General features: G+C 70.6%; 9 protein-coding genes and 1 tRNA gene. 8 read left to right on the top strand and 2 right to left on the bottom strand.

Annotated elements, in window-relative coordinates; translation table 11 throughout:
• The first annotated feature begins 115 nt into the window (after nt 1–115).
• Nucleotides 116–188: transfer RNA gene (locus tag ACIBLC_RS05890), tRNA-Ala, on the top strand.
• Nucleotides 189–259: 71 nt separating this feature from the next.
• Here the strand turns inward: ACIBLC_RS05890 and ACIBLC_RS05885 are convergent.
• Both ACIBLC_RS05885 and ACIBLC_RS05880 read right to left on the bottom strand, forming a co-directional pair.
• Nucleotides 260–1879, bottom strand: coding sequence for an NADH-ubiquinone oxidoreductase-F iron-sulfur binding region domain-containing protein (locus ACIBLC_RS05885; protein ID WP_399209467.1), 1620 nt, complete (start codon nt 1877–1879; stop codon nt 260–262).
• On the bottom strand, nt 1880–3178 hold the full coding sequence (locus ACIBLC_RS05880) for a cytochrome b/b6 domain-containing protein (protein ID WP_399209466.1): 1299 nt from the start codon (nt 3176–3178) through the stop codon (nt 1880–1882).
• A gap of 417 nt (nt 3179–3595) precedes the next feature.
• On the opposite strand from ACIBLC_RS05880, the gene leuS reads away from it, so the two are divergent.
• From leuS to ACIBLC_RS05845, 7 genes are all read left to right on the top strand, one after another.
• The gene (gene leuS / locus ACIBLC_RS05875; protein WP_399209465.1) at nt 3596–6484 is read left to right on the top strand and encodes a leucine--tRNA ligase; all 2889 of its coding nucleotides are present in this window, start codon (nt 3596–3598) and stop codon (nt 6482–6484) included.
• 156 nt (nt 6485–6640) lie between these two features.
• Nucleotides 6641–7372 carry a hypothetical protein gene (locus tag ACIBLC_RS05870; RefSeq protein WP_399209464.1) on the top strand — a complete coding sequence of 244 codons (732 nt, stop codon included), beginning with the start codon at nt 6641–6643 and terminating at the stop codon, nt 7370–7372.
• 72 nt (nt 7373–7444) lie between these two features.
• Complete coding sequence (locus ACIBLC_RS05865; protein WP_399209462.1) at nt 7445–8290, top strand: DegV family protein; 846 nt, start codon at nt 7445–7447, stop codon at nt 8288–8290.
• A gap of 558 nt (nt 8291–8848) precedes the next feature.
• On the top strand, nt 8849–9790 hold the full coding sequence (locus ACIBLC_RS05860; protein WP_399209461.1) for a helix-hairpin-helix domain-containing protein: 942 nt from the start codon (nt 8849–8851) through the stop codon (nt 9788–9790).
• Nucleotides 9791–9888: 98 nt separating this feature from the next.
• Entirely contained in the window at nt 9889–12507 is a 2619-nt protein-coding gene (locus ACIBLC_RS05855) for a ComEC/Rec2 family competence protein (protein ID WP_399209459.1), read from the top strand.
• Between the two features lie 4 nt (nt 12508–12511).
• A complete protein-coding gene (locus ACIBLC_RS05850; RefSeq protein ID WP_399209458.1) occupies nt 12512–13369 on the top strand; it encodes an arylamine N-acetyltransferase in 858 nt (285 codons plus the stop codon).
• Between the two features lie 75 nt (nt 13370–13444).
• On the top strand, nt 13445–13690 hold the full coding sequence (locus tag ACIBLC_RS05845; protein WP_399209456.1) for a hypothetical protein: 246 nt from the start codon (nt 13445–13447) through the stop codon (nt 13688–13690).
• Nucleotides 13691–13811: the final 121 nt, after the last annotated feature.

Below are 13811 nucleotides of genomic sequence, written 5' to 3'. Positions count from 1 at the left end.
TCCGCACAGCGTGGAATCGATTTGGTGGTGCACCCGGAGGACCGTGTAATGTTGGCGTCGCCCCCGGGAAACCGGGGCAACGCGGTCAGTAAGCGGCTTCGCCGCACGGCTGCGAGGGGCTATAGCTCAGTTGGTAGAGCGCCTGCATGGCATGCAGGAGGTCAGGAGTTCAATTCTCCTTAGCTCCACAGACGTTGAGAGCGGGCCACCCGGTCAGGGTGGCCCGCTTCTTCGTGTTCAGCCCTTCGTGTCCTCGTGCTCAGCGACCGCTGCCGAGCGCCCGGCGGCCGCGGCCCTGGGAGAGCACGGGCAGGTTGTTGCGCGCCGGAGCGGAGGACCGGGTGTCCTCCTCGAGGCGCAGTGCCAGCGCCGGGCAGCGGCGTACGGCGCGCAGGGCCTTCGCCTCCGCGTACCGGGGCACCGAGGCCTGGGCGACGGTGGGGAAGCCGTCGGCGCCCAGCTCGAAGACCTCCGGAAGGATGTCCGCGCACAGGCCGTGGCCGCGGCAGAGCGTCCAGTCGACGTAGATCTTCTGGCGGGGGGGACCCGCCTCCAGCTGGTTCTGGCCGCCCGGAATGCCCGTCGGGGTCTGGCCGCCCTCGAAGAGCGGCAGAACGCCCTCCACGGGCCTTCCGCAGCCGTTGCCAAGGACATGCGCGGCCAGGTCGTCGGTGAAGGCCTTGAGCGTCGACTCGATGAACATCGCGGAGCCGTCCGGGTGCGAGCACGCACCGCGCCGCTTCACGGCCTTGGCGACCTGCTTCACGGCCTCCAGGGCGGCGGGGCCGCCGCCGTTGAGGATGTCCTCCAGGCCGCGGGCCGCGGCGGGCAGGCCGAGGTAGCAGGGACCGCACTGTCCCGCGCTCTCCTCGGCCAGCCACTGGGCCACTCGCAGTGACTCCCCGAGCGGGCAGGTCTGTTGGGTGATCGGGAGGATCGCGCCGGCGCCGAGAGCACCGCCCACCGCGTCCAGGTTGTTGCGCGAGACGATCGCCTCGTTGACGGTCGCCGCGTCCAGCCACTTGCCGTGGTATCCGCCGGTCAGCACGCCCTGCGGCATGGGCGGCGCACCGGCCAACTGGAGCACGTACCGCAGCGGGACGCCCGTCGGGACCTCGATCACCATGGGGCGGGCGACGGCGCCGGAGACGGTCAGCATGACCGTGCCGGGCTCGTCGTACAGGCCGGTGTTGCGGTAGCGGTCGGGGCCGATGCGGGCGGCGATGGCCAGTTGGGCGAATGTCTCGGCGTTGGACAGCAGGGTGGGCGCGCCGCCGACGCCGGTCTGTGACGCGCTGATCTTGCGGCCGGGCGGGATGGCCGGGCCGCCGTCGATGGAGCGGATCAGTGAGGCGGCCGCTCCGGTCACCATCCGTACCGGATTGCGCTGCACGCGCGCGCGGAGAGGTGATCCGCGCCGGTTGCTCAGGCCGCGCTCGGCCAGCGCGGCCTCCATGGACCGCTGGGTCGACTCCCGGGTCACGCCGATCACGAGTGTGCGGGCGCCCATGGCCTCGGCGGCCAGCAGCGCGCCGTCCAGGATGAGGTGCGGGGCACGGTTGATGAGCACCGTGTCCTTGCGGCAGGCGGGTTCGTCCTCACTTCCGTTGACGACCACCACCGGGCGGATGCCCTTCTTGATGGCCGATTCCGCGACGGAACGCAGTTTCTTGGCGAAGGGGAAGCCCGCGCCGCCGCGGCCCTTCAGGGAGATCGCCTCGGCGAGGCCGGCGAGTTGCTCGCCGCCCATGGGTTCAAGCGGTCCGTGCACCTTGAGGTGCATCGGGAGATCGAGTCGTTCAACCAGGTCGAAACCCGACGTGAGCTGCGGGAGTCCGACAACGCGGACTTCCGGTACGTCGGGCAGGGCCTCGTTCACTTAAAAGCCTCCGGAAGGGGCGTTCCATGATTCGCCGGAGCCGGGAGCGTCGAAGGCGCCCGGCAGTACTTCAGTCGTGGGACCGCTGTCGTACGTGTCGTTGGCGTTGTACGTGCCGTAGGCCTGGTTCGACTCACCGGTGTCGTACACATCACTTGTGCCGTAGCCGTTGGTCACCGAATTGTCATAGACGGGGATGTTGTAACCCGTGTCGTTGAGCGGGTCGTAGGCGGAGGGCGGCGCCGCACCGACCGGCGGCGGGGAGGGAATGGGCCAACTGCCCGAAGTGCTCCCGTTGTCGTAACGCTGGAACGCCTCCGTGGGCTGCATGTCCATCGGCGTCTGGAAGCGTTCGGTCGGGTCGGGTCCCAGGGGGCCCTCGCCGGGCGTGCCGTTGCCCGAAACGGCACGGTAGGCGGCCGCGAAGCCGTGGGTTCCAGTGGCCGTGTTCGGGTCGTACGCGGCCTCGTAGGACTGCGCGGGGGACGCCGTGCGCTGTGGGGGCGCGTACGTGTCCCGCGGAGACTGCCGCGGTGCGAAGCCCGGCAGGGAGTTGCCCGCGGCGGTGGCACGGGATGCCTCCAGGTCCTCGCGGGCGAGGCGGCCACCTGTGTTGTTGTCCCCGATGATCGCGAGGATCCGCTCGGCGATGGCGCGCTTGAAGGGGCCGGAGGAGGAGCGCAGCGCCAGGGCGGCCGCCACGAAGATCAGGCAGAGGCTGTAGAGCACGGTGACGTACGTCGCGGCGGGGCGACCCGCGTAGAGCCCGTGCACCAGGGCCGAGCACCAGGCCGGGTACGCCAGCATGTGCACGGCCCGCCAGCGTGCGGCCACCGGGGCGGGGGACGCGAAAGCGCCGCGCAGCGCGCCGGTGACGGCCGTGAAGATCATGAGCAGGCCGGCCAGGGAGCCGAAGCCGATGAGTCCGTCGGTACCCGTGACGCCGAGCCCGAAGGGGATCACGGCGGCGACCAGCGTGGTGTGGTCCAGTACCAGTTTGACCGAAACGTGCAGCAGGAGGAAGGCGACCGAGGACACGGCGGTCGTTCTGTGCACGGCCTGCGCGACCAGTCGCTGGCGGGCGTTGAGGAACAGCCGGTCGGTGGCGACGATTCCCCACACGACGGAGCAGGTGAGGGCGACCAGCGACAGCACGCCGGCGCCGAAGTTGAGGAAGTCGCGCAGGTCGTCACCTCCGACGAGCACGACCATGGGTATGAGCAACAGCGCCGCAGCCGTCAGCGCGCCGTAAGCCGATCGGCCCGGCTGGGGGAGCGAGCTGTTCTTACGAGGGGTCATGGGGGTTACTCCCAAACAGTTCGGGGAAGCGGTCCCGAAGCCGCACTCTAAGTCGAGCCATACCTATGAGTGCGACGTTTGAGTTATTGCGTTGTTATCTAAGGGCCGTGAGGCTCTTGTGTTGTCCCTTAGAGTCCGTTACGCGAAGTAATATTTGAACGTTGTTCAGTTTTTTGTGACGATTCCGTGGAGTGGCACGGAGTGCCGAGCGGTCGACGGAAGCCCGTCGCGGCCCACGCGGGCCCTGCGGTACCCTGACGCCATGCGTGCCGTACGCCTTCTGCTTAGCGAGCCGCGCTGACCAGTCCCGGCCACTGACGAATCGTGGTCGGCATCGGCGCGGCGTCCCCTCCTGTGCGAGGGGTTTTTTCATTTCCTGAGCCGCTGGCAGAGACGATCGATGGAGCTTTGAGGATCATGAGCGAGACGAATACCGCTGCCGCCTCCGAGGTGGCCGCGCCGCACCGCTACACGGCCGCACTGGCCGCTGAGATCGAGGCACGCTGGCAGGACTTCTGGGACGCCGAGGGGACGTACGAGGCTCCGAACCCGAGCGGTGACCTGGCGGGCGACCCCGAGCTGGTCTCCCGGCCCAAGAAGTTCATCATGGACATGTTCCCGTACCCCTCCGGTGCGGGGCTGCACGTCGGCCACCCCCTGGGATACATCGCCACCGATGTATCCGCCCGGTATCAGCGCATGACGGGTCACAACGTCCTGCACACCCTGGGCTTCGACGCCTTCGGACTGCCCGCCGAGCAGCACGCCGTGTCGACGGGTGAGCACCCCCGGATCACCACCGAAGCGGCCATCAACAACATGAAGTCCCAGCTGCGCGCGCTGGGCCTGGGTCACGACAGGCGCCGGTCGTTCGCCACGATCGACCCGGAGTACTACAAGTGGACCCAGTGGATCTTCCTGCAGATCTTCAACTCCTGGTACGACGACGAGGCGGACAAGGCCCGTCCGATCGCCGAACTGGTCGCCCGGTTCGAGAGCGGCGACCGCGCCGTACCCGCGATCGACGGCTCCACGCGCGCGTGGAGTGAACTGACCGCCGCCGAGCGTGCCGACGTCCTGAGCGAGTACCGCCTGGCGTACGCCTCCGACGCGCCCGTCAACTGGGCTCCCGGACTGGGCACCGTCCTGGCCAACGAGGAGGTCACCGCCGACGGTCGCTCCGAGCGCGGCAACTTCCCCGTCTTCAAGGCCAAGCTGCGCCAGTGGAACATGCGCATCACCGCGTACGCCGACCGGCTCATCGACGACCTGGACGCGCTGGACTGGCCCGAGGCCATCAAGCTCCAGCAGCGCAACTGGATCGGCCGCTCCGAGGGCGCCCGCGTCCACTTCCCGATCGACGGCGAGCGCATCACCGTCTTCACCACACGCCCGGACACCCTGTTCGGCGCGACCTACATGGTGCTGGCGCCCGAGCACGCCCTGGTCGAGAAGTTCACCCCGGAGGCATGGCCCGAGGGCACACACGAGGTGTGGACCGGGGGCCACGCGACCCCGGCAGAGGCAGTCGCCGCGTACCGCGCGCAGGCCGCCTCCAAGTCGGACGTCGAGCGGCAGGCCGAGGCCAAGGACAAGACCGGCGTCTTCATCGGGTCCTACGCGACCAATCCGGTCAACGGTGAGCAGGTCCCGGTCTTCATCGCCGACTACGTCCTGATGGGCTACGGCACCGGCGCGATCATGGCCGTGCCGGCGGGCGACCAGCGCGACTTCGAGTTCGCGCGCGCCTTCGAACTGCCGATCCGCTGTGTCGTTGAACCGACCGACGGCCGTGGCACCGACACCTCGACGTGGGAGGACGCCTTCGGGTCCCACGACGCGAAGATCGTCGACTCCGCCAACGACGAGATCTCCCTGGACGGCCTGGGCGTCGTCGAGGCCAAGGCGCGCGTCACCGAGTGGCTGGAACGCAAGGGCATCGGCGAGGGCACCGTCAACTTCCGGCTGCGCGACTGGCTGTTCAGCCGTCAGCGCTACTGGGGCGAGCCCTTCCCGATCGTCTACGACGAGGACGGCATCGCCCGCCCGCTGCCCGAGTCGATGCTGCCGCTGGAGCTGCCCGAGGTCGAGGACTACTCGCCGCGCACCTTCGACCCGGACGACGCCGACACGTCTCCCGAGACCCCGCTGTCCCGCAACCAGGACTGGGTCAATGTCACGCTGGACCTGGGTGACGGCCGCGGTCCGCAGCCCTACCGCCGCGAGACCAACACCATGCCCAACTGGGCCGGTTCCTGCTGGTACGAGCTGCGCTACCTGGACCCGCACAACTCCGACAAGCTGGTCGACCCGGAGATCGAGCGGTACTGGATGGGCCCGCGCGAGGGCCAGCCGCTGGGCGGCGTCGACCTGTACGTCGGCGGCGCCGAACACGCCGTACTGCACCTGCTGTACGCGCGCTTCTGGTCGAAGGTGCTGTTCGACCTGGGCCACATCTCCTCGGCCGAACCGTTCCACAAGCTGTTCAACCAGGGCATGATCCAGGCCTACGTGTACCGCGACGGCCGGGGTATCGCGGTGCCCGCCGCCGAGGTGGAGGAGCGCGACAACGCCTACTACTACCGGGGCGAGAAGGTCTCCCGGCTGCTGGGCAAGATGGGCAAGTCCCTGAAGAACGCGGTCACTCCGGACGAGATCTGCGCCGAGTACGGGGCGGACACCCTGCGCCTGTACGAGATGGCCATGGGCCCGCTGGACGTGTCGCGGCCGTGGGACACGCGCGCGGTGGTGGGCCAGTACCGACTGCTCCAGCGGCTGTGGCGCAACGTGGTGGACGAGGTCTCCGGCGAGGTCACGGTCGTCGACTCCGAGGCCGACGAGGACACCCTGCGTGTGCTGCACAAGGCCATCGACGGGGTACGCCAGGACCTGGAGGGCATGCGCTGCAACACCGCCATCGCCAAGGTCACCGAGCTGAACAACCACCTGACCAAGGCGGGCCGTCCTGTGCCGCGCACGGTCGCCGAGCCCCTGGTGCTGCTGGTCGCGCCGCTGGCTCCGCACATCGCCGAGGAACTGTGGCGCAAGCTGGGTCACACCGACTCCGTGGTCCACCAGGACTTCCCGGTGGCCGACCCGGCGTACGTCGTGGACGAGGCCGTGACCTGCGTCGTGCAGATCAAGGGCAAGGTCAAGGCGCGCCTGGAGGTATCGCCGTCGATCTCCGACGAGGAGCTGGAGAAGGTGGCGCTGGCCGACGAGAAGGTCGTCGCCGCGCTGGGTGGAGCGGGGATCCGCAAGGTGATCGTGCGCGCGCCGAAGCTGGTGAACATCGTTCCGGCGTAGCCCGGAATCCATTGGCCGAAAGTCGTCGGGTGCGACTGTCGGGGTAGTCCCCTACGGGCAGGTTCGGGGTTCTTCTGGAACTCCGGGCCTGCCCGTAGCGTTTACCGTTGAAGAGTGCCGCGGCCGCTGCCGCGACCGGCCTGGAGGAGGAGCGTGGTGGAAGCCGTGATCACAGTAATCGCCCTGCTCTTCCTGTTGTTCGTGGTGCTGGGCGTCTATGCCACGGTGAAGGTGGTCCGTGCCACCAAGAGAGGTGTGGACCGCACGATCTCCCAGGCCCGCCGCACCGTGGAGGACCACACCCTGCGCGCCAAGACCTTCGCCCAGCCGGGCCCGGTCGGCGAGCTGGCCCAGCTCCGCCTGAAGCTGCGCACGTCGATGCGGGCCACTCAGGACGCGCTCCACGCGGGCGTGGCGGACGACGAGTCCCTCAAGGAGTCCCTGAGCCTCTTCGCGCGGCTCAGCGCGCACGGGCACGAACTGGACGCCGAGCTCAAGCGGCTGGAGAGCGAGCCCGACCGGCGCACACTCATCACGTTGCTGCCAGGACTGCGCGAGCACACCGAGCGGATCACACAGTCGGCGGACTCGCTGCGCTGGGCCGCACGCGACCGCGCCCGCCGCTTCGCGGACGACGATCTGGACACGCTGAGCGCCCAGATAGACGTCGAGGCCGGCGCGCTGCGGCACTGGACCACGGAGTCGGAGTCCACGGCTTCCTGGCCCGAGGCGCCGGCTCAGGACGCGGCTTCCTCCGGCGGCCAGACCTGGCCCGAGAGCCCGGAATCCCGTACGGCCGAGGAGCCGACTCGTCCCGCCATCACCCCGCCGGGACTGCGGCCCGTCTACCCCTGGCAGAAGAAGCCCCGTCCCGAGAGCACGACTTGATCCGGTCGCGGCAGCCGCAGGTGGGAGGGGCCGGGCTGCCGACCGGGTGCCCTGGCAGGTAACCTCCAGCTCATGTCCCGCCATGTCGCGATCGTCACCGATTCAACGGCCTACCTGCCGACGCGGACGATGGAGGACCACGGCATCACAGCGGTACCGCTGACCGTGGTCCTGGGCGACCGGGCCTTCGAGGAGGGTACCGAGATCTCGGCCCGTTCCCTGGCCCAGGCACTGCAGAAGCGGCGCTCCGTCACCACGTCACGGCCCAGCCCGGAGGTCTTCGCCGCGACCTATCGCAAGGTCGCCGAGTCGGGCGCCACCGGCATCGTCTCCCTCCATCTGTCGTCCGAGTTCTCGGGCACGTACGACGCCGCGGTGCTCGCCGCGCGGGAGGCTCCGGTGCCCGTACGCGTGGTGGACACCGGGATGGTCGCGATGGCGCTCGGTTTCTGCGCGCTGGCCGCCGCGGAGTCCGCGGAGGCGGGGGGCACGATCGACGAGGCGGTCACGGCCGCCGAGAAACGGGCCGCGGGCACGTCCGCGTACTTCTACGTCGACACCCTCGACTATCTGCGCCGGGGCGGCCGGATCGGAGCCGCGCAGGCACTGCTGGGTTCCGCGCTCGCGGTGAAACCGCTGCTGCAGCTGGACGGCGGCCGTATCGAACTCCTGGAGAAGGTACGGACGGCTTCCAAGGCGATCGCCCGCCTGGAGGAGATCGTCGCCGACCGTGCGGGCAGTGCCCAGGTCGACATCGCCGTCCACCACCTCGCCTCACCCGACCGGGCCCTGGTCCTCTCGGACCGGCTGCGGGCGCGGGTGCCCGGCCTCGCGGATCTGCATGTCAGCGAGGTGGGCGCCGTGATCGGTGCGCATACGGGGCCTGGGTTGTTGGGGGCTGTTGTCTCGCCCCGGTGAGGCCGGTGAGGCCGGTGAGGTGTCTGTCGGGCCTGCGGGTTTCGGTGGTTTTCTGTGGCGAGTGGGGCTCGTGTGGGTGAGGGAGTTATCCACAAATGGGCGGTGGTCCCCGGAAACTGAGCAAGATCATCGCGAAGTGGCGAAGTGTCGGATCCTCGCCGCATGGCACTTCGATCACGTTCACGCACAGCTACTCCGACCAGCGGCCCGGGCCGCGGGCCCGTCTCCGACGGCCGCACCCGCGATGGCCGTCATCACCGCCGTGACCACCCCCGAAGCCGCGCCCGGCGCCGTGAGGCCTCGGCCGAGGCACTCCGCCTGCGCGCGGAGGCACTCTTCGCCGAAAGGGCCGGAGAGCGGCGGGAGTTGGGCAACGGGAGAGGGGACGGGCCTCCGCGGGCGGAGGACCGGGATGTAGGCGACAGTCCTCCGAGGGCCAGGACTGCCGTGGGGGTGGGCGTCGCCGATGTGTGGGGGCTCGAGAGGGGCGGGGCGGTCGGCGCTGAGGCACTTCGGGGGAGCGCTGCGGTCGGCGTCGACGTATTCCGGGGGAGCGGGGTGGGGGACCGCGATGATTTCCCGGAGAGCGGGACGGTCGAGCCCGATGCTCTCCGGCGGAGGCGGGCGAGGGAGAGTGGGCCTTCCCGCTCGAGCTGGGCGGTCGACCGTGATGGTTCGGGCGAGGGTGCGGCTGCTGGCACCGGCGCGCGTGGCGAGGCCGCTTCCGACGGGGTGGCTGGGGCGTGGCGGGACCGGGTCGGGCCGGCCCTGCGGGAGCGGATGCCGCTGTGGTTGCAGTCGAGATGCGGTCTTGAGCGCAGGAGCGTGGTCGCACTCACGGTGCTGCTCGTCGTCGCCTCGGCCTTCGCCATGCAGCACTTCTGGACCGGCCGGACCCAGTCGGTGCGGGCTCCCGAGGTGGTGCGGGCGGCGGGACCGTTCGGCGAACCGGCCGGACAGGCGAAGCAGCAGGGATCCGCGCCGGACGCCCTGGTCGGGTCACCCGGCCCGGTCGGTGCGGCTGGGCCACCGATCGTGGTGGATGTCGGCGGCAAGGTGCGCAGCCCCGGCCTCCAACGCCTGCCGGCCGGCTCTCGGGTGGAGGACGCGCTGAAAGCCGCGGGCGGAGTGCGTGCCGGCACGAATACCGACGGGCTCAACCGCGCCCGCCTCCTCGTGGACGGCGAACAGATCGTGGTCGGTCTGCCCGCGCTCGCCGGGGGATCCGGCTCGGCTGGGGTCGGCACTGGTGCGTCCGTCGGCGGTGCGTCCGCTGGTGGCGCGTCCGTTGGCGGTGCCGCTCCCGCCGCTCCCGTTTCACTCAACACGGCCACCGCGGAGCAGCTCGAGGGCCTGCCGGGCGTCGGCCCGGTTCTGGCGCAGCACATCGTCGACTACCGCGCCCAGAACGGCGGATTCCGTTCGGTCGACGAGCTTCGCGAGGTCAATGGAATCGGGGACCGCCGGTTCGCCGATCTGCGGAATCTGGTGCGGCCGTGAGCAGGGAAAGGGCGGTGGGCCGAGATGGGGCTGTGCGTGCGCGTGTGGATGTGGACGCGGGGCCTGGGGACGGCTCCGGACGGGCCGACGAGGGTGCCGTGAACCGACGGGCCGTCCATGCTGCCTCGGGCCGTCGGCTGGGAGCCTCGAATCCTCGGGAGGAAGGGCCGGCGGATCTACGGCTGGTGCCGCCCGCGCTGGCGGCCTGGGTCACGGCGGCGGTGACTCTTGGGGGACCGCCCGGGTGGGTGGCGGGTGTGGCCGTGGTCTGCCTGGTCGTGGGCGGGGCGCTGCTGATGGCGGGGCGAAGGCGCGTCCACGCCCAGGAGGGGAGCGTGGGGCGCCGGTTCGGTGAAGGGCAGCCGGAGGAAGGCCCGGAGAGAGGTCCGCTTGGTGTACGGCGAGGAGGGCTTCCGCTCGGCGGCGGATACCGGAGAGACGGGTCGCGTATGTGGCCCCGGGTGTCTGTTGCCGCCGTGCTGCTCTGTGTCGGCGCCGCTGCCGCTTCCGCGGGGCTGCATGGGGCGGATCTGCGCCGGGGTCCCGTTCCCGCCCTGGCACGGGAGTACGCACAGGTGACCGCCGAGGTCGAGGTCACCTCCGATCCACGGCTCACCCGGCCCCGGATCAAGGGAGACCACGCGGCTCCGACCGCCGTGCTGCTCGACGCGGAGGTCCGGCGGGTGAGGCGGGCGGACGGGACCGGTGTGGTGACGCGCACGCCGGTGCTGATGATCGTGGACGCCACCTCGGCAAGGGGCTCTCCCCACCTGTCCGTTGAGCGTTCACCCTGGCTGTCGGTGCTGCCGTCCACGCGGTTGCGGGTGGCCGCGCGGCTCGCGCCCGCCCTGTCGGGAGGGGACGAGATCGCGGCGGTGCTGCGAGTACGGGGGAGTGCGCCACCGGAGATCGTTGAGGAGCCGTCCGGGCCGCAGAGATTCGCGGGCGAGCTGCGGGAAGGCCTGCGGGAGGCGACCGACGGGCTGGACGCGGACGCGCGGGCGCTGCTTCCGGGGCTGGTCGTGGGGGACACGTCACGCGTCACACCGGAGCTGGACGACGCGTTCAAGGCGACGGATCTCACCCACTTGCTCGCCGTGTCCGGTGGCAACTTCACGATCCTGCTGGCCCTTTTCATCGGACCGCCAGGTCTCGCCCAGCGTGCCGAGCGGCGTGGTCTCGCGCCGCGGCTCGGTGTCCCGCTTCGGGCCACCGCACTCTTCGGCGGCGCGATCACGCTCGGCTTCGTGATCGTGTGCCGACCCGACCCGAGTGTGCTGCGGGCCGCGGCCTGCGGATCGATCGCGCTGCTCGCCATCGCGACCGGGCGCCGCAGATCGCTGATCCCCGCGCTGGCCACGGCCGTCCTTCTGCTGGTGCTGTACGACCCCTGGTTGTCCCGCAGTTACGGCTTCGTGCTCTCTGTCCTGGCGACTGGTGCGCTGCTCACGCTGGCGCCACGGTGGAGTGCCGCGCTCCGGAGGCGTCGGGTGCCGCCGCGACTGGCCGAGGCGCTCGCTGCCGCCGGTGCCGCGCAGGCCGTGTGCGCGCCGGTCGTCGCGGTCCTTTCGGCCCGGGTGAGTCTGGTGGCGGTGCCGTGCAATCTGCTCGCGGAGTTCGCGGTCGCGCCGGCCACGGTGCTGGGCTTCGCGACGCTGGCGGCGGCCTCGGTGGCGCTGCCCGTCGCCAAGGCCATGGCGTGGTGCGCGAGTTGGCCCGTCCAGTGGATCGCGGACATCGCTCGTGCCGGGGCGGCGCTGCCCGGCGGGGGAGTGGACTGGCCGGGCAGTTGGGCGGGTGCGCTGCTGCTCGCCCTGGTGGTTGTGGCCGTGGTGTTCGTCGGGCGACGGCTGCTGAGGCATCCGTGGCTGACCGGTGCCTGCGGAGTGCTGTTCCTGTTGGTCGTGGTGCAGCCGCCGCCCATCACCAGGGTGATCACGGGGTGGCCGCCGCCCGGGTGGCGAATGGCCATGTGCGACGTGGGACAAGGCGACGCCACGGTGCTGGCGGCGGGTGACGGCACCGCTGTGGTGGTGGACGCCGGACCCGACCCGGTGCTGGTGGACCGCTGCCTGGGAGCGCTCGGCATCACCCGGATCCCGCTCGTCGTGCTCACGCACTTTCACGCCGACCATGTGGCGGGGCTGGCGGGCGTGCTGCGCGGGCGTTCGGTGGGCGCGATCGAGACGACAGGTCTGGAAGAACCGCCGGAACAGGCCGAGTTCGTGAGACGGGAGGCCGCGGCGCGGCACATCCCGGTGACGCGGGCCGTGGCGGGGGAGCGGCGGCGCACGGGCGCTCTCGACTGGCAGGTGCTGTGGCCACCGCCGAGCCCGACAGCCATGGAGGACGGGCCGAACGACGCCAGCGTCACCCTGCTCGTCAAGTCGGCGGGGCTGCGGATGCTGCTGCTCGGCGATCTCGAACCACCGGCTCAGCGGGCCCTGTCGAGATCGCCGGCAGCCGCTGAATTGGGAGGCGTGGACGTTCTCAAGGTCGCCCACCATGGCTCGGCCTACCAGGATCCGGACCTCATACGCAGGGCGGCTCCGCGGCTCGCGCTGATCTCGTGCGGCGAGGACAACCCGTACGGACATCCCGCGCCCAGCACGGTCGCCGCGTTGCGGGCAGGGGGTGCCGTGGTCCTTCGTACCGATGAGGACGGGGCGTTGGCGGTCGTGGGTGCGGGCGGAGGGCTGAGCGTGGCGAGACACTGAACTCATGAATTCCGCACAGGCCGACGCCTACCTTCGCAGGATCGGGGCTCAGTACCCCGCGTGGCCCACGTCCGACGCGTTGCGCGAGCTCCACCGCCGCCATCTGGAGACCGTGCCGTTTGAGAACCTTTCGATTCACCTCGGTGAGGAGATCGTGCTGGAGGAGAAGAGGCTGCTGGACAAGCTGGTGGGCGGGCGCAGGGGTGGCTTCTGCTACGAAGCGAACGGGGCGTTCGGGGCGTTGCTGGGGGCGCTGGGCTTCGACGTGACGCTGCTGGCGGGGAGGACGTACGACGGTGAGGGGCGGCTCGGGATTCCGTACGACCATCTCGCGCTGCGTGTGCGGACGGTGGACGGGGGTGACTGGCTGGCCGACGTCGGGTTCGGGGCGCTCACGCTCTATCCGCTGGTCTTCGGAGAGCGGGGGGAGCAGAAGGATCCCGGGGGCACGTTCCGGGTTGTCGAGGCGGGGCCGGACGCTGCCGGGGTCCGTGGTGCCGGAGGGTCGCGTGAAAGGGAGGATCTCGAGGTCATCCGGGACGGCAGGCCGCAGTACCGCTTGGAGGTACGTCCGCGGGTGCTCGGGGACTTCGTGACCGGGGCCTGGTGGCACAGCACCTCGCCGACGTCGCACTTCGCGCGGTCGCTGGTCTGCTCGCGGGTCACCGATGACGGCGGCAGGATCACGCTGAGCGGCCGGAGCTTCACGGTGACGGCGGCCGACGGGACGAAGGAGGTGTCGGAACTGGCAACGGACGAGGAGGTGTTGGCGACCTATCGCGACCGATTCGGGATCGAGTTGGAGCGGGTGCCGGAGGTGCGGAAGGTGGCGGAGGCGAGGGAGACGCGGGAGGCGGGCTGAGCGGACCGGCTGATTCGGGAGCGGTGGCCGACCCCGGCGCCGACCCCGGCGTCGGGCGTATCGGAAAATGTCTGGGTGAGCGATGTGAGACATGTGCTGGTACTGCCCGACCGTGATGCCGCAGAAGAGGCCGCGCGGGCACTCGGTGACAGGTTCGGGCTCGACGAGGAACCGCAGCTGGTGCGGGATGCGCTCGCCGGTGAGGACGACGCCGAGGACGCGCAGTGGCTGGTGGTGCTGCGGGATCCCGAGGAGCGGCTCGACCGGAAGGAGCTGGACGAGTTCGTGGGGGAGTGGGACGGCTGGCGCGAGGAGCCGTAACGCTCCGCTGGGGGTGCGGGGATGTTGCTGCGGGGGATCGTTGCCAGCCGCCAGCCGCCAGCCGCCAGCCGCCAGCCGCCAGCCGCCAGCCGCCAGCCGCCAGGCGTTAACCGTCAGCCGT

It is taken from the genome of Streptomyces sp. NPDC050535, assembly GCF_044457665.1.
GTDB lineage: Bacteria > Actinomycetota > Actinomycetes > Streptomycetales > Streptomycetaceae > Streptomyces.
This window is presented reverse-complemented; position numbering and strand designations above follow the sequence as displayed.